This window comes from Ruegeria arenilitoris (genome assembly GCF_013030265.1).
GTDB classification, from domain to species: domain Bacteria; phylum Pseudomonadota; class Alphaproteobacteria; order Rhodobacterales; family Rhodobacteraceae; genus Ruegeria; species Ruegeria arenilitoris_E.
Genome location: NZ_WPZQ01000015.1, coordinates 49,452 through 69,126 on the forward strand (window position 1 = coordinate 49,452; position 19,675 = coordinate 69,126).

Annotated in this window: 18 protein-coding genes; 7 read left to right on the forward strand and 11 right to left on the reverse strand. The window is 56.2% G+C overall.

The window, feature by feature from the left end; all coding sequences use genetic code 11:
• Positions 1–3 precede the first annotated feature (3 nt).
• The 4 genes from GOX61_RS21585 to GOX61_RS21600 form a co-directional block, all read right to left on the reverse strand.
• Positions 4–369 carry an ExbD/TolR family protein gene (locus GOX61_RS21585; protein WP_209015958.1) on the reverse strand — a complete coding sequence of 122 codons (366 nt, stop codon included), beginning with the start codon at positions 367–369 and terminating at the stop codon, positions 4–6.
• Positions 362–1,027 (reverse strand): MotA/TolQ/ExbB proton channel family protein, encoded by a 666-nt coding sequence (locus GOX61_RS21590; protein WP_155142919.1) that lies wholly within the window; start codon positions 1,025–1,027, stop codon positions 362–364. Before GOX61_RS21590 ends, GOX61_RS21585 begins: the two co-directional genes overlap by 8 nt.
• A complete protein-coding gene (locus tag GOX61_RS21595) occupies positions 1,024–1,458 on the reverse strand; it encodes a hypothetical protein (protein ID WP_170337067.1) in 435 nt (144 codons plus the stop codon). Before GOX61_RS21595 ends, GOX61_RS21590 begins: the two co-directional genes overlap by 4 nt.
• Before the next feature lie 273 nt (positions 1,459–1,731).
• Entirely contained in the window at positions 1,732–2,169 is a 438-nt protein-coding gene (locus tag GOX61_RS21600; protein WP_170337069.1) for a RidA family protein, read from the reverse strand.
• 88 nt (positions 2,170–2,257) lie between these two features.
• Between GOX61_RS21600 and GOX61_RS21605 the strand changes: the two genes are divergently transcribed.
• A complete protein-coding gene (locus GOX61_RS21605; protein WP_170337071.1) occupies positions 2,258–2,977 on the forward strand; it encodes a helix-turn-helix transcriptional regulator in 720 nt (239 codons plus the stop codon).
• Between the two features lie 28 nt (positions 2,978–3,005).
• On the opposite strand, the gene GOX61_RS21610 is transcribed toward GOX61_RS21605, so the two are convergent.
• From GOX61_RS21610 to GOX61_RS21630, 5 genes are all read right to left on the reverse strand, one after another.
• Complete coding sequence (locus GOX61_RS21610) at positions 3,006–4,244, reverse strand: Tm-1-like ATP-binding domain-containing protein (RefSeq protein WP_170337073.1); 1,239 nt, start codon at positions 4,242–4,244, stop codon at positions 3,006–3,008.
• 24 nt (positions 4,245–4,268) lie between these two features.
• Complete coding sequence (locus GOX61_RS21615; protein ID WP_170337096.1) at positions 4,269–5,753, reverse strand: aldehyde dehydrogenase; 1,485 nt, start codon at positions 5,751–5,753, stop codon at positions 4,269–4,271.
• A complete protein-coding gene (locus tag GOX61_RS21620; protein WP_170337075.1) occupies positions 5,719–7,242 on the reverse strand; it encodes a tripartite tricarboxylate transporter permease in 1,524 nt (507 codons plus the stop codon). The genes GOX61_RS21615 and GOX61_RS21620 overlap by 35 nt, the downstream gene beginning before the upstream one ends.
• Positions 7,243–7,249: 7 nt before the next feature.
• The gene (locus tag GOX61_RS21625; protein ID WP_170337078.1) at positions 7,250–7,789 is read right to left on the reverse strand and encodes a tripartite tricarboxylate transporter TctB family protein; all 540 of its coding nucleotides are present in this window, start codon (positions 7,787–7,789) and stop codon (positions 7,250–7,252) included.
• Positions 7,790–7,860: 71 nt separating this feature from the next.
• The gene (locus tag GOX61_RS21630) at positions 7,861–8,808 is read right to left on the reverse strand and encodes a tripartite tricarboxylate transporter substrate-binding protein (protein WP_170337079.1); all 948 of its coding nucleotides are present in this window, start codon (positions 8,806–8,808) and stop codon (positions 7,861–7,863) included.
• Between the two features lie 150 nt (positions 8,809–8,958).
• Here GOX61_RS21630 and GOX61_RS21635 point away from each other — a divergent pair, with 150 nt between their 5' ends.
• The gene (locus tag GOX61_RS21635) at positions 8,959–9,750 is read left to right on the forward strand and encodes an IclR family transcriptional regulator (protein WP_155142902.1); all 792 of its coding nucleotides are present in this window, start codon (positions 8,959–8,961) and stop codon (positions 9,748–9,750) included.
• Positions 9,751–9,887: 137 nt separating this feature from the next.
• The gene (locus GOX61_RS21640) at positions 9,888–11,240 is read left to right on the forward strand and encodes an aspartate aminotransferase family protein (protein WP_170337083.1); all 1,353 of its coding nucleotides are present in this window, start codon (positions 9,888–9,890) and stop codon (positions 11,238–11,240) included.
• A 149-nt stretch (positions 11,241–11,389) separates the two neighbouring features.
• On the opposite strand, the gene GOX61_RS21645 is transcribed toward GOX61_RS21640, so the two are convergent.
• Positions 11,390–13,048 (reverse strand): DUF1963 domain-containing protein, encoded by a 1,659-nt coding sequence (locus GOX61_RS21645; RefSeq protein WP_170337085.1) that lies wholly within the window; start codon positions 13,046–13,048, stop codon positions 11,390–11,392.
• Positions 13,049–13,304: 256 nt separating this feature from the next.
• Here GOX61_RS21645 and GOX61_RS21650 point away from each other — a divergent pair, with 256 nt between their 5' ends.
• The 4 genes from GOX61_RS21650 (at position 13,305) to GOX61_RS21665 (ending at position 18,427) form a co-directional block, all read left to right on the forward strand.
• Entirely contained in the window at positions 13,305–14,555 is a 1,251-nt protein-coding gene (locus GOX61_RS21650) for an ATP-binding protein (RefSeq protein WP_170337087.1), read from the forward strand.
• Positions 14,555–15,055 (forward strand): hypothetical protein, encoded by a 501-nt coding sequence (locus tag GOX61_RS21655; RefSeq protein ID WP_170337088.1) that lies wholly within the window; start codon positions 14,555–14,557, stop codon positions 15,053–15,055. Before GOX61_RS21650 ends, GOX61_RS21655 begins: the two co-directional genes overlap by 1 nt.
• Before the next feature lie 5 nt (positions 15,056–15,060).
• Positions 15,061–15,984 (forward strand): tetratricopeptide repeat protein, encoded by a 924-nt coding sequence (locus GOX61_RS21660; RefSeq protein WP_170337090.1) that lies wholly within the window; start codon positions 15,061–15,063, stop codon positions 15,982–15,984.
• A gap of 181 nt (positions 15,985–16,165) precedes the next feature.
• A complete protein-coding gene (locus GOX61_RS21665) occupies positions 16,166–18,427 on the forward strand; it encodes a DUF1963 domain-containing protein (RefSeq protein ID WP_170337092.1) in 2,262 nt (753 codons plus the stop codon).
• A gap of 92 nt (positions 18,428–18,519) precedes the next feature.
• Here GOX61_RS21665 and GOX61_RS21670 read toward each other — a convergent pair whose 3' ends face one another.
• Complete coding sequence (locus GOX61_RS21670) at positions 18,520–19,527, reverse strand: helix-turn-helix domain-containing protein (RefSeq protein WP_170337094.1); 1,008 nt, start codon at positions 19,525–19,527, stop codon at positions 18,520–18,522.
• Positions 19,528–19,675 lie beyond the last annotated feature (148 nt).

The following is a 19,675-nucleotide window of genomic DNA, read 5'->3' on the forward strand; positions in this document are numbered from 1 at the left end:
TGCTCACTCCAGCACCGTGACCGTCAGCCCGTCGCGCCCACGCAACCGAACCAAAAGATCCACCAATCGCTGTGCCGATGTCCCCTCGTCGAGGCTGACAATAACCTGACCAGTCTCGACCTGCGCCTCTAACTCCTCCAGCGTTATTGGGGTGCCGTTCAGCATCAGTCGATCCGCGCCCAGTTGCACAAAGGCACGCTCAGCAGGCGTGTCAGATGACGCCGCCCCGGATGTTGCGCTTCCCAGCTCGATTTCGCCGAACTTTGAAAACGTCGACGACAGCATGAAGAAGAGCAAAAGCAAAAAGATTACGTCGATGAGAGGTGTCATCGACATCGGACGCCGGACAAAGGGCGCTTTGTTACGCATGCTCAGGCGCGGCTGAGTGGCCTTCAGCGCCCGCCGCTTTGTTAAGTGACTGGCCTGGCACCAGAATGGTGCGCAGTGCTTTATCCGCGAACACCCTTTCGCGCGCCGTTCGGCTTTCGAACCACGACAGAACCATCGAGGTCGGCATGGCAACCGCAAGCCCCACAGCAGTGGTAACCAGAGCAACCCAGATACCGCCTGCCAACAGGGATGGATCAACCGAAGAGCCCGCTGACTGAAGGCTCTGGAATGCATTGATCATCCCGATAACCGTGCCGAACAAACCAAGCAGTGGTGCAAGCTGCGCAATGGTGTCGAGCAGACGAAAACCGCGTTCTAGCCCCGCAAGCGCCAGTCCTGCCTCGGCATCCAACCGATCATCAATGCCGGGCTTATCATACGCATCCATCGCTGCCCCCACGATGGGAGCAAGATAGCTGCTGCTTTGTTCAAGGCGTGCACGCGCCGCGCCTCGGTCACCCGCATCCCAGGCTGCCAGTGCATCGGAAAGCACGCGGTGCCGACCGACACCACAGGCCGCAAACTGCCAGAGCTTGTAGATAGCGACTGCAAGTGTCAGCACTGACATAACGATCAGAATTGCAACGACCGGCCCGCCCAGCGCAAGGATCTCCCGAAGTGAAACAAGTGGGTTCATCTGAAGAGCTCCACATCTACCCGGCTGCTCAGCGACAGCGCATCACTGCAAATTTCGCTTTCTGCGCCATCCACAAGACAGGTACCGGTATCGTTGATCAGCAAACGACCCACGTTGTCGCAAGTCGTATCTGGTTGAACAAACTGACGTACACGATGCCGGTCAACCGGTAGTTCACCCATATTATAGGTCACCAATTTCTGGACACTTCCCAAGGCATCGAACACCACAATCTCAAATATGACGTCTTCGATCGTCACTTCGGTTTTATTCGATACCAAAAACGTCAACAGGCAACCCCTGTCGATATCCTCAACCGTGTTTAGCTCGACCGAAAGATCAGGCGAAGGCTGATCTGCGGACTGCGCCAAGGCAACGGCCGGGGTCGCAGTGGCGAGCAGTGCCGCAAAAGCGAAGCGACGAAACAACATTACTGGCTCCCAATTGCTTACGCGAAATTTGAAGGCCGGCGATGCTCCGCAGGCGCTTGTTCCCTCATATCGGAGACAGCTGGTTGGTAAAAGGGCTGCTATAGGCATTGTGATTTGATGATTGCGCAATTTCTTGCCTGATCGACCCGCCCGCACCCGATTGGCCTCTACATCTTAGTGATTACAATACATTGCATGATATCTAGGGCGTCTTTCAATTTGTGCAAACTATGGGGCGTCACCAAGGACACCCCCCAGGCCACCATCGTGCAATCAGTCCAAGGCGACAACGGCCTCGACCTCGAACAGCATGGGATCAATTGCGAGTTTCGGCACCGGGACCAGCGTCTGTGCGGGAAGTGTGTCTTCAAACATCCCCACGACATGCTTGGTCAGCGTCGCCAACTTCGACATGTCATGGTCAACCACATACACCGTAAGCTTAACCACCCGTGTGACGTCCGAACCGAGCGCTTCAATCACCGCCCTCAGGTTGGTATAGGCCTGCGCGACCTGAACATCGAAATCCGGAGACAGCGCACCGGTTTCGTCCTGCCCGCCCTGCCCCGAGATAAAAGCCAAACGACCGGAAATCGGGGTGATCACCGCGGTGCTGTAGCCGTTGGGCGTCGGATCATGGAGATGCGATGGATTGACGATGACCGGCGTGTGCTCAGATGTTTTAGCTGTAATCCGATCCTGATGTGTCATGCTGTTTCTCCTTGCTGAGTAATCGATGACCTCGCATATAGAAAGAAACGGTGTCACAATCTGTCACCATATATCTGGATTGCTGAAAATGGATATTCGGTCACGCCAAGAAGAGATTGTTCGCACCCTGCGGCGTCAGGGAACGTCGACTGTAGACGAGCTGACCAACGCGGTCGGCGCATCCAGACGCACGGTTCTGCGCGATATCAGTTCTCTCCGGGATCAGGGATTTGTCATTCATTCCGAATGCGGCCGGGGCGGTGGCCTGCAGCTTGACCCGCAATCCGTTCAGACCACGGCACGTCTGTCAGTCACCGAAGTCTTCGCACTTCTCATCAGCGTCGCGGCAATGCGAGCGGCGCGCACCCTGCCCTTTTCCGACCTCGCCGATGCCGGGCTAGCAAAGATCGAAAAGGCCCTGCCTGCTGATAAAGTCAAGGATCTGCGCAGTATTCTGGATTGCCTGCATGTCGGACAGCTATCTCCCAAACAGGACATCGGGGATCTGGGTTCGATCGACCCCGCATTGTTGCCCGCATTTGAGACGACGTTCCTGCAACGGCGTCATTTGCGATTTAGCTATTGTGACGCCAAAGGCGTGATTTCACAGCGCGAGGTGGAACCGCAGGCGATGCTGATCCTGCCGCCTCTGTGGTATCTCGTGGCATGGGATCCTGCCCGAAACGACTTCCGCCATTTTCGTATGGACCGCATCAGCGAACCCATAGTCAATGAAGAGCGGTCATTTCGCCGTCGGCACGTACCATTCGAAAATGATGTCTGCCCTTTCAACGATATTAATCGCTGACCGCGCGCGTCCGATAGGGCAAACCTGCTCACGGGGAAGTGCGCACGACCCCATCAGCAATCCATTGATCAAAAATTGCCAGTGCCTGTTCAGCAAATGCCGCATCATTGATGTGACAATCCAGCTCGACCCTTGAGACATTTTCCGGACAGGTCTTCCGAAGCTCTTGCATGAACACCTCCAGACCTTCGGGGTCGTTCAGATCTTCACCGGGGCGGTCCCACTCACCGCATCCACCCAAAGGCATTATCAGAGTCGTTGGAGCCTGTGATTTCGCCATCTGCACGGAATGTGCCTGCGCCACGGCACGGCGTTCTTCGTTGTTCAGAACGATCGATCGGATCAACCGGTTGTGATCATGACGTGGGTGATTGACCCATTTCTCGGGCAGATCGTCCCAGCCGACGATATCAACCAGATCATAACAGCCGGGTGCCACGATCTGCGGGGTGCCTGCCAGTCCCGCATTCGTCAAACGATCCGCCCCGGCTGAAATACGGGATCTGTGTATATGATTGCCCAGTTCTTGCGTACAGAAATCCATCACACAGGCGAATGCACCCTGGGCCGCTAGGCTCTCAAACGCGCGACCGCCCATGCCTGTGGCATGAAACACCGCTACTTCAAAACCCCGCGCCTCAAGAGCAGGCTTCAGTGGCACCATGTATTTCAGGGCAGATTTGCCCAGCGATGTCATGCCGATAAGCGGTTTGTTACTTTGCGGTCTTTCTACAGCTCGCGCCGCACCCAACACCGCACCAGCCGCTTGAGACAGCGAAGATTTACACACCGAGTTCAACCCGTAGAGCCCCCCGGCCCACAGGATCATTTGCACGTCAGCCACCAGACGTGCGGGTGGCATCAACGGGGAGAACGAGACGGTGGAGACAATGAATTTCGGCACTCCCAACGGCAGCGCTGCAGTAGCATCAAGCGCAAGGTCGGTACCCATGGAGCCACCCAGTATGATGATCCCGTGAAACCGACCCTCATCATACAGACGCGCAACCAATGCAGCGCATCCGCGCGCCATGATCTGCATTGCAGTGTTTTCGTCACCCGAAGCAATTGCTTCGGCAATCGATGATCCACCTTCTTCGGCGACATCATGTTTGGAATAGTCGGTGGGCGCAGACGGATCACCCAACACGCTCACATCCATGGACAAAACCTGCCCGCCCTGCCCCCGGATGCAATCTGCAAGATAGTTCAGCTCATCATCCTTGGTGTCATATGTACCGACAATCAGGATTGTCTTGTCGCTCATGTGTTCCTCCCTGCCCGATCTTTGTCAGAGCTGTATCCACGCCGATTTCAGATCGACGTATTTATGCAATGCGTGAAGGCTCTTGTCGTGACCATTGCCGGACTGCCCCACACCACCCAGAGGTACCGTGCCATCCGAGCCGCCATAGGTGTTCACATGCACAACACCAGCGCGAATGGACCGGATCATGCGATGCGCCCGGCTCAGGTCCGAGGTCCAGAGCCCCGACGCCAACCCGTAGACAGTGGAGTTCGCCAGATCGGCGGCCTGTTCCTCGGTATCAAACGGGGTCACCGCCAGCACGGGGCCGAATACTTCTTGCTGGTTCAGGGTGTCGTTTCGGCCGACATTCGTCATCACCGTCGGCTCCATATAAAACCCGCCGGTCTCTTCGAGAATGCGTTTACCGCCAAGCGCCAGATCAGCGCCCTCGGCCAGTGCTTTATCAACGAATCCAAGATCCTGCTCCAGCTGCACCTTGGAGTGTACTGCGCCCACATCCGATGACAGATCCAGAGGATCACCAACTGTCAGCTTACGCGCATGACGGATCAGCGCATCGACAAATTGATCATGGATCGAACGCTCAACCACCAGCCGTGACCCGGCTACACACACCTGCCCCGAGTTGCGGAATATACCGTTCGCCGACACTTTAGCAGCGTGATCCAAATCTTTGACGTCGGCAAACACGATGTTTGGGGATTTTCCGCCCAGTTCCAGATAGCACCGCTTAAGGTTCGAGCGGGCCGAATACTCCAACAGACGGCGACCCACGCCACCCGATCCGGTAAAGACCAAAACATCCACTTCCATCGACAGGCCAATGGCTTCGCCAACCACCGAACCTTTGCCAGTTACGACGTTGAACACACCCTCGGGGACGCCAGCCTCAATGGCCAGTTCTGCCAGTCTCAGAATAGAGAGCGAGGCGCTTTCGGCGGGTTTCACAACAATAGAATTACCGGTAGCCAGCGCTGGCGCGATCTTCCACGCGCCGATCATCAGCGGAAAGTTCCACGGCAGGATCGCGCCCACAACGCCCACCGGTTCGTGATGGACTAGGCCCAGAACATTCTCTGCCGTTGGTGCGACCTCGCCATAAACCTTATCGATCGCCTCGGCATAATAGCGGAAGGTTCCTGCAGCCGAGCCGCTTTCCGCCTTGAAGGCCATGCCGATCTCGGTGCCATTGTCACGCACACCCTGTACAGCAAGCGCCAACGCTTCGCGTTCGATCAGTTCGGCCAGACGCAGCAGCACCTTTTTCCGGGCAGCAGGTGGCTGGCCGGCCCAGACGCGCCTGTCGAAAGCGCGGCGGGCGGCAGTGACTGCACGATTGACATCTTCTGCACCACCGGCGGCCAGCGTCGTGATCACCTGCCCGTCAATGGGCGAGATGACATCAAGGCGAGCGCCGTTTGCGGCATCGGTCATCTGGCCGTCGATGAAATGGCCTTTGGGGGGGATGACCTCAGCGCGTAGTGCGTTCAAGTCGGTCTGCGTCATCGCCATCAGACTGGTTCCTTTTTCGGTGTTCGATAACCAGCACCCGGACGTGGATAATCAGAACCGCCACGATAATGCTGAAGATGATGAATGAGATCGGTCGGTCGATCATGTCGAGTGGCGTTTTCAGCCGTGGCATCGCGGTACGCAGCTTGGTCTCCATGATGCCACCCAGAACCATACCCAGAATGATCGGCACAATCGGCAGGTTCAGACGCTTGAGGATCAGGCCCAGAACCCCAAACGCCGAGGCAATCACACAGTCGGTGAACGAGTTACGCAGGGAGTACACGCCGACAAAGCTAAGCGTCAGAATCAACACGCCCAGGAACCGTGTCGGGATCTGCACCACCTTGAGCAGCTTGTTGGTCGACACCATCAAGAAGCCCAGCACCAATACGTTCAGCACCAGAAGTGCGATATAGATCGCGACAACAAAGTCCATCTGCTGCTCGAATAGCTGCGGACCCGGTAGAACGTTGTGCACATAGAACACCGACAACATCATCGCCGTCAGCGCCTCGCCGGGAATACCAAGCGCCAGCAGCGGGATCATCGCAGCGGCAGGCACGGCGTTGTTTGCTGTTTCCGAAGCCACCAGACCTTCCGGAGAGCCTTTTCCAAACAGTTCGGGTTTTTTCGAGGTTTTCTGCGCGTAGGTATAGGACAGGAACTGAGCGGTGAATTCGCCCACGCCGGGGATCATGCCCATCAGCACCCCAAAGCTAGCCGAGACAGAGGCCACACGTTTGTGCCCCAACAGCTCTTTCACACCGCCAAACAGATTGCCCTCAACCTTGGCGGCATCGGGTGCGTGGTCACGTTCAAGCAACAACAGGAACGCCTGGCTGAGAGCGAAGAGCCCTAGAACCACAACGATGACGTTCATGCCTGAGCTCAGCCAGCTCTGCCCAAAGGTAAAGCGCTGAGAGTAGTTCACGGGCTCAAGACCGATGGTCGCCAGAAGAATGCCGAAACAGGCCATCATGCCGGCAGCCATGATCTGCCCTCGGTGGGCCAGCACGACAAGGATGATACCTAGAAGCGCCGCCAGAAAGATCTCTCGACTGCCGAAATGTGGGGCGACCTTGGCAAGCAGTGGCGCCATCAGGATCAGCACGACGACCGAGAAGATGCCGCCGAAGAAGGACGAGAAATAGGCCAGTGACAAGGCTCGCCGTCCGTCCCCCGCCTTGGTCATAGGATAACCGTCATAGGTGGTCAGGGCATTCACCGCCGTTCCCGGAGTATTAACCAGAATGGCTGGGATCGCGCCCCCAAAGGCTGAGGAGCCATAGATACCCAACAGAATGATCAGACCCACGATCGGGTCGAGTGAAAACGTAGCAGGCAACAGGATCGCAATGGCCACCGCAGGGCCAACGCCGGGGATCGAACCAATGATGACACCGCCGAAGGAGCCGATCATCAGCGCAATGATCACATCCCAACGGGCCAGAATCTCGAGGCTTGAGAGAAAGATGTCCATGTCGGCCTCACATATAGGTCAGCATGAAGGCACGAATGCCATCGGGGAGGTGCTCGTAGATGGCACCACCGGGGATCTTCACCTGAAGCAGGCCCCTGAAAAGGATGACGATGAACAGACCGGACCCGGCCGCCGCCAACAGCATCTTGCCGTCGCGATACCCAACACGCAGAGCCAGCAGCACCGAAAACACCAGTGTGGTCGGCAGATAGCCGGTGATTGGTACGAGATAAACGTAGATCAGGAACCACGCCACGTATTCGAGTGACCGAGCCCAGAACCACATTTCCTTCAGACGACCGTAGATACGCGGAGACCACAACGATCCAATAAGGTGCAAGGTACCAAAGAGGACCATGCCGCCGACCGCGACTGCGGGCCAGAACCGGGGCTGCACAAACAGCGACTTGCGCGCCACCCATTTGGTCTGGTCACCCAGCTGCGTCAACAACGCCACCGAGAACACCAGAAAGAATATTGCGAAAACCAGATCCCCCGGTTTGCGGTATCGCTGAAACAACTGCTGAAGCGTCTTTGTCCTGACCATGTACCTTCTCGCGCGCCGAAGATGTAAATTGGGCGCCGTATTATCCCGGCGCCCGCTTTGCCTTGACCAGGTTACTCGCCCAGAAGCTTTTCAATGGCAGCGAACGAGTCTTTGTCGCTCTGGATCTGGGCGTTGGACGCTTCGGCATCCTGCCAGTAAATCAGCGCACCAGTTCGTTCGGCCAGTTCGCTGGCCTCATCCGACTGCAGCGCCTTTTGCGCCACCGCGATGATCTTTTCACGTACATCTGCAGGCGTATCCTTGTGAACGAACAACCCGTTCCAAAGCGCCAGCTGCAGCGACGGATCGATTTCGGAAACGGTGGGGACATCCGGCGTTTGGCTGGTGCGCTCACCACCAATCGATGCGAGGATCACTACATCGTCCTGGCATGCACTGATTTGCTGAATGGTCGTGTTGATCACGTCTACATCGCCCGACGCCAGAACGTTACAGTCAACGTTATCGAACGCCGTTTCAGCCGCGAAATCAAAGCCCATGTTCTTGGCCAGCGCAAAAGTCACCTTGGTGGGCGGCAGGAAAGAACCGAAGTGGCCCAGCGTTACTTCGTTGTCTTTGGCATAGGCCGCCAGCTCTTCCATGCTGGAATAGTTGTCGTTTTTGGATGCCGCGATCACGAACGGATAGGTCAGAAAAATACCCAGCGGGTCAAACGGGTTCGGGTTGAGTTCGGGAATGCCGATATCCGGCCCGATGACCGGAACACCGATCACGAAGGAACCCACGGTGTACCCGTCCGCTGGCGCGGTCGCCACCGAAACGGCACCCGGGAAGGGGCCGCCGCCACCGCCGGGTTTGTTCACCACGGCTGCCGGGACACCATAGGTTTCCTGAAACTCCTCAGCGATCAGGCGGGTCAGTACATCCTCAAGATCACCCGGTGGCCACGGCACAACAAACGACACTGGCTTTTCAGGATATTCAGCCGCGACAGGCCCTGCGATCAGGGCCGATGCGCCCATGACGGCCAGCGCCACTTTTTGAGCGAATTTATTCATAAGTTCCTCCCGTTGATGGTATCGAGTACCTATTTTCGGTTACAATAATGAACCGCTTATTCTTATTAATAGTTGTCATAGTAATTAATTTATGTCAAGTAATGACCAAGAGATCGCGCATTCAGTCAGCAAGGGAGGCCGGCACAAGGCATGGGAACGACGACCAAATCACTCAAGTTGCTGGATCATTTCTCGGCCGCACAGCCCGAGATCGGGCTGTCTTCGCTGGCCCGCCTGTCCAAACGCGACAAAGCCTCGGTCTATCGATCCCTGAACGAACTCGCCGAACTGGGTTTTGTCGAACAGAATCGACACACAAAACGGTACAGGCTGGGCCCGACCGTTATCCGCCTTGCCAACGTGCGTGAGGCTACGGTTCCCATAAAAGATGCAGTCGCCGAGCCATTGGCGCAGCTGGTGTCAGCTGTTCGCGAAACGGCCCACGTTACTCTGCTGAACGGCACCGGGTTGATCGTCGCCGAATTCTGCCAGTCGCGCCACCACGGCACCCGGGTCGAGATTGAAACCGCTGATATCCTGCCTCTGCACGCAACGGCTTCGGGATGTGCGATCATGGCTTTTGCCGACCCCGGTCTGATTGACCGCGTATTATCTGCGCCTCTTCAATCGATCACGCAGAACACGGTGACCGATCCCGCCCTGATCCGAAGCAAGGTGGACGACGCCCGACGCATCGGGTTCGGCCTGTCAGATGGTGAGTATGAATCTGATGTCTGCAGCATGGCCGCTCCGATTTTTGACCCGAACAATGACTGCATCGGAGCGGTTTCGGTCGCCTGCCCTAAATCACGACTGGATACCGAACTGAAATTTCAGATTCGCGAAAACCTGAAACCTGCCGCACGTGCGATCTCATCGGCCTGCGGTGGCCAGGTTCCCCCTACCCTGGAGGAGATCTGGAAACTGAACGACCCGACCTGAAATGCTTGAAGCGCCCGTTCCGATGACCGGAAGGGCGATCAGGTGGGCGGGACAAAACTAATGCCTCCGGCGCCACGACCGCTGCCCGTGGTCAAGATCACCTAAGACTACCCTGTTCTGAGCAAGGACATCTGAGCATGAAAACCGAGAACTTTATCAAAGAACACAACGCCCGCCAGTTCTGGCAGCCCATGACCCATCCCGCGGAGGCCCAGAAGAATCCTCCCAAAATCATCACTGGCGCGTCAGGCGTGCGCATCACGGATATCGACGGACATGAATCGCTCGACGCAGTCGGTGGTCTATGGAACGTCAATCTTGGCTATTCCAACGACGTCGTGAAGCAAGCCATAGCCACCCAGTTGGATGCCCTGCCCTACTATTCGACATTCCGTGGCACCACCAACGATGCTTCGATCGAGCTGGCCTATGAACTGTGTGATTTCTTTCAACCCGAAGGCATCAAGCGGGTGTTTTTCACATCGGGCGGATCGGATTCTGTTGAAAGCGCCCTGCGTCTGGCGCGCCAATATCACAAGCTGCGCGGCGAGCCGGGCCGAACCAAGTACCTCTCGTTGAAAAAGGGGTATCACGGCACCCATACCGGCGGCGCGTCGGTCAATGGTAACAATAAATTCCGCACCGCATATGAACCGCTTCTGCCCGGCTGCTTCCACATCCCGGCCCCCTATACCTACCGCAACCCGTTCAACGAGACGGATCCTGCCAAACTGGCTCAACTCTGCGCCGCCGCTTTGGAAGATGAAATCAAGTTTCAGGATCCTTCGACGATTGCAGCCTTTATCATGGAACCGATCCTTGGTGCGGGCGGTGTAATCCCGCCGCATAAAAGCTTTATGCCCATGGTTCGCGAGATCTGCGACAAACACGGCATTCTGCTGATCTCGGACGAGGTCATCACCGCGTTTGGCCGAACAGGCGCTTGGTCAGGCGCCCGCCTTTGGGGTGTGCAACCCGACATGATGTCCACCGCCAAGGCCGTGACGAACGGGTATTTCCCGTTTGGCGCCGTGCTTATCGGAGAGAAGATGGCCGAAGTCTTCGAAAGCGACACCTCGGGCTTGGGTGCTATCAGTCATGGCTACACCTATTCCGGCCACCCGGTTGGTGCCGCGGCTGCGATCGCTTGTCTGGCAGAAACCAAACGCATCGACGTGGCTTCAAACGCCGCGGCACGCGGGGCCCAGTTGTTCGCCGGCCTCAAAGAGCTAAAGGCCAAGCATCAGGCAATAGGTGATGTACGCGGTGGGCATGGCCTGATGGCCGCGGTTGAAACCGTATCAGATCCGGCAGCAAAAACACCCGCCTCGGGTGGCACAATGGCCAGAGTTTTTGACGTCGCTTATGAAAACAACGTGATGTTGCGGATATCGGGCAACAACATCATCCTGTCGCCGCCACTGATCATCTCGGAACAGGACGTGTCGGACATCTTGTCGGCAATTGATGCAGGATTCGCGGCACTCTGATCAGCGGAAAACAACTCCGATGAATGCCTATAAGCTGGGCAAGATCGATGCCCGGCTTGTTGGTGTTTAACCCCATACCAGCGCCACCAATCGGCGTGTCAAACCGATGGCCTTAAGCAAGTACAAGAGCGTGGCTGATGGCAAGCTGGCTAACAACCCTCAGCCGTCGCCTCGACCGTGTCAAACCGCCCTGCTGCCAAAGCCTGCGGGTCGATCCAGAGCTGCAACGCACCGCTGTCGCCCCACATCATGTTGGCCATGCCATCAGTATCCACTTCCAGCAACAGTACTTTATCAGACATCCGCTCAGGCGCGTCTTGAATCGACAAGCCGGCGCCGAACATTCGGTGACGTGTGCAACCAACGCGATTGTCCATGCGCCCCAACATGTCGTCTGTCATGCCGGCCGGAACTCCATTGACCATGATATAAGGCCACGCGCTTTCAAGCCCACCGAAAAGCCCCCTCTGCAACATTGAGCCCAGCACGATCGCTGCTTGCCCATCATCATAATCTTCGCTGAGGGTGCTGCGCGCGACGTTGCGAATGATCGGGTCACCTTCGACTATCTCGCCGTTCTTGTCTTTACGCGGAGTTTCAACCTTGTCCCGGATCACTTCCGGTATCCGGGCATCCAAGCCGATCAGAAATTCACGAAAGGCAGCCGCGCGTTCCACCGGCACTTCGGATACAGGTTCGTGGGCGGCGGCCTCTTCAACCCAGGCACGGCAGGTTTCAGGGACATCACCCCCAAAAATATCCGCAATCGGAGCTTCATGCCAGCTTCGCTTGCGAACAGGCTGTTGCGGCTTCGGCTCCACGGGCGGTGGCGTTTTGATAGCGAACAAGAGGCGTGCCAACAGACTTTGGTTCTTTAGGTTTGCAGGCGCTAAACGCGGGGGCTTCAGGGCGAATGCAACCCTTTGGATCAAGCTTTCCTGCTGCGGGTCAGAACCCGATGCGCTCACACCCGCTTTTGCGTCGCGCCCGACCGCTCTGGCTGTTTCCGCCCAAAGCGTCAGGGCAATTCGTTCGACCATTATCCAGGTCCAAGTAAAATTGGCGCCAAAGTCGCCATACTTGATTTCTTTTTCATCCCCGTCCGTTTTGCTGCCGGACATACCGAGCGCGGTGTTTGGCAACCAGTTCGGTACAAGCTTCAGATTGTTGCATTTGGCCGCGTAGTCTGAAGCAGGCATTTGCCCCGCGCACCAGTCTTTCCAAAGCTGAAAGCTATCGGATGAAATTTTTGGTTGGGTGCTGGTATCAGCCACCGGTGCATGAGCCGAATGCTGCATTTCCGTGCCCAAGGTGACATCAGCACCGATCAGCAACGGGACGCGCGGATAGCTTTTGGGAAGTGAAACTATCTGCAATGCTTCGGGGGCATAGATGCGCAGATCATACCATGGCTGGTTTTGGCTTACAGCAGCGTCAGGTCCAAATGCCGGTGCATCCGGCGGCGGTGATACTGGCGTAAGACCTGAGACATCCTTCTCGGTGTAAAGAACCTGAACCGTCCCTTCTTCCATCTCGTAGAATTCTTCGTCAGCACACGCGGCAAAGACAAAAATGGTGCCGGTGGTTGGGAAGGTAGGCAAGCCAAGTTCATTCTCGTTCACCACAAGCTTTCTGGGCAAGGCGTGCAACGCAATCTGCGCAACATGGACCAAAGGGCGTCCCGACCCATCGCGAGGCCATGCCATCCCATCGGGCAACTGCGGGGCCCCTCCCAGAAAACACCCGGTATCACGTGTATCTCCGGGGCTGCTCGTCAAACAAATCGACGGGATGATCAATTCACTCATCTATCAGAAGTTCCTCATATTCAGCGGTAAATTCCGTTGTTTTCAAGCTCGTGAATGAAAGCGTTATGGGTCAAAAATATGACGAAAGAAGAATGCCCGTGAGGGCAGATAGTGAACACCGGGTGCACGTCGATTGCGGGCAGGCGCGCACTAACCAAAAGTTCGGACCCACACGACATTGTTTTGACAGATTTGAGTCGCAACTAGAGATCATTGACCTTGTTTTCGTTCACCATTCCGATTTCGGAGACCGTTATTGCCCGATACTGCATTCAAGAACTTGCTGGCACGCCTCGAAGCTTCTCCTGAAAATCTGACACTCAGACTGGCGGTGATGCGCCGCGCCATGGCCTTGGGTCTGGACAGCCGTGCATTGGAACTAGCGTTTGACATCCAACCCAACGACGTAGGGTCCGCAGACGACCGGAACTTTGTCGCTCAGGTCTTTGCAACGGCAGGGTTGGATGAGGAAGCAGAACTTTGGGGGCACCCTGCGACTGAAGACCAGATACCGGTAGAGGCTGAAGCGGACGCTACTCCGGACACCACCTCCGAAACCGCACCTATCGAGGAAGAGGCTGCAAATGTAGTGAGTCTGCAGGTCGTCGGAGGACAGTCGACCACCGACGCCGAAGACACGGATGATCAGATCTCGTTTGCCGATGTTGGCGGGCTTGAGAATGTAAAACGAGACATCGAGCGGCGCATTATCGCACCCTTCAAACAGTCGGGGCTGCTCTCTCGTTTTCGAAAAAAGTCCGGGGGTGGTGTGCTTATGTATGGCCCACCCGGCTGCGGTAAAACCATGATTGCCAGAGCGACCGCAGGCGAATGTGGAGCCCGATTTCAATCCGTTGCCATATCCGACATCCTCGATCCCTATTGGGGTGTTGCCGAACAGCGTCTGACTTCGATTTTCGAACAGGCCCGGAACAATACTCCGACCATCCTGTTCTTTGACGAGATTGATGCGCTTGGCTCTAAACGGTCCGGGCACACTTCGACCCATGTTTCACAGATGGTCAGTCATTTTCTTGCGCAGATGGACGGGGTAAACCAACGAAATGACGGGGTTCTGGTTCTGGCGGCAACGAACATTCCGTGGTCGATGGATTCAGCCTTTTTACGCCCGGGCCGGTTTGACCGGATGTTCTTTGTGCCTCCTCCGGATGCTCCGGCCCGCGAAGCGATCCTGCGTATGGAACTGGCCGGGCGACCGGCAGAAACAAATGTCCGTTTCGAGAAGATCACCGCCGCCACAAGCGGTTATTCCGGAGCGGACCTTGCGCAGATCATCGACGCGGCGACAGATCTTGCGATTGACGCCACGCTTGCCAGCAATCGTGAAGTTCCCATCAACATGCAGATGCTTGAGACCGCGGCAAAGCAGGTACGCCCATCAACCATCGACTGGCTGACAACGGCGCGCAATCACGCGACCTATAGCAATGAAAGCGGGCGCTACGACGATGTTCTCGAATTTCTCAAGGTGGATGGGCGTCGCTGATGCAGTTGGATATCACAGACAACATATTGCCGGATGCAAATCCCGCGAAAATTACCGCGCCATATGTGGTATGGATTGCGGGGTTTCTGGCGGGCCCGGTATTCGGTGCAATTTGGATGTATCGCAACGCCGAGTTTCTGGGCTGTCGCGACAAGCAACGACAGGGCCGCGTGCTATTGGCGTCAGTGCTGTTTTGTGCGCCGATGCTGGCGCTGATTGATTTTATTAAGGACAGCTTTGAGAAAGGCAGCATCGAACGGCTTGGCAACCAGATATTGCTGAACATCGTGCTGGTCGTTGCGATTGTCGCCTCGGGCTACTGCTTTCAGGCGCAGCGCCAACTTTATCAGTTGCACGTGCAGGAAATGGGGCGTGGGCAACTGCGACTGCCCTTTGCTGTGCTGTATGTCTTTGTGTCCTGGCTAATTACCGGACTTCTGCTGGCAATCCTGCCACCACTCGGAGAGGCGATGGGCGGCCTGGCCTACTATCTGAATTGACCATGATGCTACAGAACCGAGATTTTCCGCTTGCCATAGCGGCCACCGACCGGGGCGATAACGACAAAGCGCTCGAGCTGTTCCGCAAGGCGTTGAAAGAAGAGCCCGAAAGCGCACTTGTGCATGCGCATCTGGCCTTCTGCCTTCTCAAACTGGGTAAGCACTTTGCGGCGTCACGCGCCGCGGACCAGGCCCTCGCGCTTGGTCCCAATCTGCCGCTGGCCCATGTGGTGCGCGCCACGATCGATACGGTTTTTGGTGATGACGAAGCTGCCAAAAATGCTCTGGACGAAGCCTTACGGCTTGATCCCGAAAACAGGAATGCGCTTGAGATTCGATGTGCGAACGCCTTGCTCAATCATGATATCAAGGCACTGACTGCCGCCGTCGACACGCTTCTTTCATTGTATCCCGACGATGATACGCCTCACTATTTTGCATCCAGACTTGCAACGTTGCGCCTGGACGCCGAAAGCGCAGAACGCCATGCCAGAGCGGCCCTCAGAATTGCACCGACCGACAGCGCCAATCATGTAGCCATTGGATGGGCGTTCTGGGTCAAAAAAGACTTCGAGAAGGCACATGACGCCGCTTTGAGCGCGCTGGCCCTGTCGCCAAACAATCACAACGCACATAGCTTGCTGGCCGCCATTGAGATGCATCGCAAACCCCTGACAGGCTGGTTCCACCGTATTGGCCATATCGCCAACACCGCTAATATCAAAACCGCCGCTCTCTATGTGGTGCCGGCAATCTTCCTCTATATGTCCGCCGCAGATATCCTGAGGTACTTCGAACTCGACACCGCTGCTTCGATGTTGTTCAGAGGCGTTCAGATCACCGCTATTCTGTTGCTGATAAGCACTCAGCTCTATTCAAGAAAATCTGCACAACATCAAAAGGCGGCTTCGCTCCGGCTGGATTATTGAAAGCTGATCGCATGTCGAAGCCGATCTGTTGCCGCAGTTCGTGTTCAGCCGAATATCCGCAGAGCAACTGCGGCCATCTTGGTTGTACGCCGATCAACCCATTGCAAGATTTGAGCCGCATCTCACCGGAGCCGACTTCAAGCGGGATAAGCGCGCGCATCTTCAAACCCGCAGGTGATCGATGATCGTTGATCGATACTACCAGATTTTTGTGGTCTTCATTGCGGTTCTCTGGCTGCGCGAAGACCTGATTTTTGCAATTGTCTTTGGCGTAATCCCGATCCTGTTTCTTTTGGTGCCTATTGTGGTGGGGTTCCTGCTCTGGCAGTCGGCCTATCAGAATCTCGGCCTGCAAAAGATGCGATTGTTGGCCCGATTGCGGTGGGATCTGAGCCGCAGTGGCGGCATGTTTGCGGATAATCGCAAATCCAAAACCGGCAAGGCTATTTTGAAGGTCTATGGTATCGACCCCACCGTAGCACTGCCCGAACAAAAAGAGCACCTCAGAGAGTTGCTGGAAAACGCCTATGCAATTGACCAGCGGGTACCTCCTATCTTTCAAAAGTCACTGACGGCAACCAGCCTTGGGCGGGCACTGACAGATGCTTGCGATTTGACAGGTGCCAAGCGCAACTCCTTCATCGCGACACTGATCAGCGTCGAGCCCAAGCACCGCACAGTCGGACCGATACTCCGCATCAAAAGAGCGTTTCGCCGAATTCTCGCCCCCTTGGTCGGGAGCAAGGTACAGCGGCGCCGAATTGAGTTTGTCTATCTGCGCCACTTTACGGATCAACGGATAAAGTCAGATCCTCGACTGGCCGTTCTGACAGAAGCCATCCGCACGGCGCGCGATGCAAATGGCCTGTCCACATTCCCACGTGAACCCGACGTGTTTGACGTCATTGTACAGCTACCCCTTGGAACCCAGCGAAACCTGGTTCTGTTGTCCGAGTTGGCGTTTGGGATACTCAACCTTCGGCGCACAGCGCTTACCGATCCAGGCAGGATCAAATGGCTTCGCAAATTAAAGGGCGCGCTGGATACGCATTCGCCACCGGATCGGGTGCTTTGGGATACGGAAAGGCCAGCACGGTCGCATCCTGCGGCAACCCCCAAACCGGAACGGGCTGCCACGCCCCAACCTGAACCCACCAAGGAAGAGCTGCTGGAGGAGCTGCATCAGGAGGCGCGGGACGCGATTTATCTCAGGCGTGCCTGGCCCATCGGCTCAGATCCGGTTGGGCGTTCGTGGTTGGGTGGCATGCCCTGTCTGCCCAAAAGCATCCCCTGGCCGCGCACTCCGCAATCGGGGACCCCGTTGCACTTTCTCGCCCAGATCGATTGCGCAGAACTGCCCCGTGTAAAAGGGGGTGAAGAAATGCCCGAGGATGGGTTACTCCTGTTCTTCGCGAGCGTGAAAGACGATATGGTCTGGGAAGACGAGGGAAGCACACGTGTGATCTTTGTGCCAGCGAGCGCGGTGCCCGGTGAACCCGCAACGCCCCCATCCCGGTTACCCGACATCGGATATGTTGAGGGCAGTGGCGTTTCTGATCGTTCTGGTATCAACAGCTATCCGTGCTGGCCCATATCCGCTCATCCGATCAAAACCTTTTTTTGGGATTTCGCGATGCCGATGCCAAAGCTGAGTTTGGCGTACGATCTTCAGAAAGGGGCGATGCAGGCACTGTTGCCTGACCGGGTTGAGAAAAGCCATCGGCCGGTTGTGGGTAACGAGCTTCTGTACAACTCCGAAGATGATCCCGAAACCGCCCCGACCCGGAGATATTGGGTCCAACCCGAACTCGTCGAAGCCGGGTTTCCATTTTGTGGCGCGGTCATGTCCCGTTTCGCGATGGAGTTGGAGGGTAATATGCTGGCCAGCCTGATGGAAAACAGGCGGTTAAAAGAACTTTGGCGCCGAGAAGGAAAGGAGCTTTCGAAAAAAGTCGAAACCACAATGGCCAGGCTGACCAATCATCTGGCACTGCTGGCAAAGGTATCTGAACGATTGGACGCCCATGCCGATCTTGCGGTTCCCGATCCCGAAACGCGGCAATGGTTCACAAGCTGGCTCGAAGAAATGCAGTCAAAGCATGGCTTTATGGTGCAGACCGAGTTGAGAAATGCCTTGCTGTCGGTTGTTCAACAGGCAGTGACGGATGAACAGATGCGCACGCTGCTGCCATCCGAACTGTATGAGTTCTTCGACGAAACGCTATGTCCGTCTGCAACCCAGTCTGAGCATATGATGTTGGGTCATACGCAGTTTAAGACCAACGCAACCTGTGGCTCGGGCATCCGTCTGCTGGCGCTGGACAGCGACCGCGGCATGAATTTCATGTTCTGCGATGTAGGAATGATCGAGTTTTGGATTTTGCCGGAAGATCTGCAGAGACGCGATTTCGACAAGGCTCAGGCCTATACTGCCGGAGGCTGATCGCGTCAGAGAGACCAATACCTGATCTCATGCCCTCTCACCCCCTAGTGCATTAAGAAACTCGGTCGCACATCTGACTCGCTTGTCACCAGCTAACCCAGAGCATTGATCTCTGACAGTTGTCCAGCAAACCGTTGATTGCGAACGCTTTCAGGCGTTATCCTGTAGTGCGAACGGAACGAGCGCCCCAAGGCTGTAACTGATGAAAAACCAGTGGCCGTCGAGATTTCCCGATGCGACATGTCCGTATGTCTAAGCAGACTATGAGCGCGTTCCAGTCGGAGCTCTCGATAGGTTGTGAGAAGTTTGACGCCGGTCTTACTCAGGAAACGACGCTGAAGCTGACGTGTCGATGTTCCCAATACCTTTGACAAGTCAGGTATTCTAAGCGGATCTTCAACATGTTCCAGCATGGTTTCCAAAGCCTGCCTGACCAGAGGGTCTGCGCCTGAGCGCTGGATCAGCCGATGCGCAAGCTGGCTTTCACATTTCCGTCGCGGCTCCGTCAGGCCAATGTAGCCACGCAACGTATCCGCCAGATGCTCACCATGATCCTGAGAAACGAGATCTGAGAGCAACCGCAGGGCACTCAGCCGCGATGATGCACTATGCTTGCGGCCATCGCTGGACAAATGGGCGCTCCGGCCACCGTCTCTCAATCCACCTTCGCGCGCTGCTGCTGTAAAGTTCGGATGAATGGCTGCCATCGTCTTGTCTGCGTGCCCGGCCTGGGCCAACAGCAGCACCGCCCCCCCGACAAGGACCGTACGGGATGAGAGGTTGAGGATCTGAGAGGCCCACGCCAGATCCCTTCCCTCAAAGTGCCAGCGCGTTCGCAAATCTCCCCAGAAGATTGCCGTTCGCCCGGCCCAATACAATGGTCCGTCGACGGGATCCTCTGCGAACACGCGAATATTCACAAAATAGGTATGATCTTCGATCAGATCATTCAGGGCGCGATAAAAGTCAACGACCATCTCTGCAGACGCGCGCGCGTCCGGATCAGCCAGGATTACATCGATCTGCTGTATTCTTTCAGCTGTCGTTGATGCAGTTCTGGCCAGATGATCCTGACCGTTCTTGAGGACATAGTGTTTCATTGTTCCTCCATCTGCAAAATATGAGCATCGCCAGTTGCGGCACTGCCCGTTTTCGATTTCCCCCGCCTCATGGCGGGGGATTTTTTGTTTTCCCTATTACTCAGCGGCTTCTTCGTATTCTGACATGGGCGGGCATGTGCAGATTAGG

What these genes read in the sequence shown, in the direction of transcription:
- GOX61_RS21585 (WP_209015958.1), bottom strand. Translation starts at nt 369, where the DNA reads ATGCGTAACAAAGCGCCCTTTGTCCGGCGTCCGATGTCGATGACACCT.
- GOX61_RS21590 (WP_155142919.1), bottom strand. Translation starts at nt 1,027, where the DNA reads ATGAACCCACTTGTTTCACTTCGGGAGATCCTTGCGCTGGGCGGGCCG.
- GOX61_RS21595 (WP_170337067.1), bottom strand. Translation starts at nt 1,458, where the DNA reads ATGTTGTTTCGTCGCTTCGCTTTTGCGGCACTGCTCGCCACTGCGACC.
- GOX61_RS21600 (WP_170337069.1), bottom strand. Translation starts at nt 2,169, where the DNA reads ATGACACATCAGGATCGGATTACAGCTAAAACATCTGAGCACACGCCG.
- GOX61_RS21605 (WP_170337071.1), top strand. Translation starts at nt 2,258, where the DNA reads ATGGATATTCGGTCACGCCAAGAAGAGATTGTTCGCACCCTGCGGCGT.
- GOX61_RS21610 (WP_170337073.1), bottom strand. Translation starts at nt 4,244, where the DNA reads ATGAGCGACAAGACAATCCTGATTGTCGGTACATATGACACCAAGGAT.
- GOX61_RS21615 (WP_170337096.1), bottom strand. Translation starts at nt 5,753, where the DNA reads ATGACGCAGACCGACTTGAACGCACTACGCGCTGAGGTCATCCCCCCC.
- GOX61_RS21620 (WP_170337075.1), bottom strand. Translation starts at nt 7,242, where the DNA reads ATGGACATCTTTCTCTCAAGCCTCGAGATTCTGGCCCGTTGGGATGTG.
- GOX61_RS21625 (WP_170337078.1), bottom strand. Translation starts at nt 7,789, where the DNA reads ATGGTCAGGACAAAGACGCTTCAGCAGTTGTTTCAGCGATACCGCAAA.
- GOX61_RS21630 (WP_170337079.1), bottom strand. Translation starts at nt 8,808, where the DNA reads ATGAATAAATTCGCTCAAAAAGTGGCGCTGGCCGTCATGGGCGCATCG.
- GOX61_RS21635 (WP_155142902.1), top strand. Translation starts at nt 8,959, where the DNA reads ATGGGAACGACGACCAAATCACTCAAGTTGCTGGATCATTTCTCGGCC.
- GOX61_RS21640 (WP_170337083.1), top strand. Translation starts at nt 9,888, where the DNA reads ATGAAAACCGAGAACTTTATCAAAGAACACAACGCCCGCCAGTTCTGG.
- GOX61_RS21645 (WP_170337085.1), bottom strand. Translation starts at nt 13,048, where the DNA reads ATGAGTGAATTGATCATCCCGTCGATTTGTTTGACGAGCAGCCCCGGA.
- GOX61_RS21655 (WP_170337088.1), top strand. Translation starts at nt 14,555, where the DNA reads ATGCAGTTGGATATCACAGACAACATATTGCCGGATGCAAATCCCGCG.
- GOX61_RS21660 (WP_170337090.1), top strand. Translation starts at nt 15,061, where the DNA reads ATGCTACAGAACCGAGATTTTCCGCTTGCCATAGCGGCCACCGACCGG.
- GOX61_RS21665 (WP_170337092.1), top strand. Translation starts at nt 16,166, where the DNA reads ATGATCGTTGATCGATACTACCAGATTTTTGTGGTCTTCATTGCGGTT.
- GOX61_RS21670 (WP_170337094.1), bottom strand. Translation starts at nt 19,527, where the DNA reads ATGAAACACTATGTCCTCAAGAACGGTCAGGATCATCTGGCCAGAACT.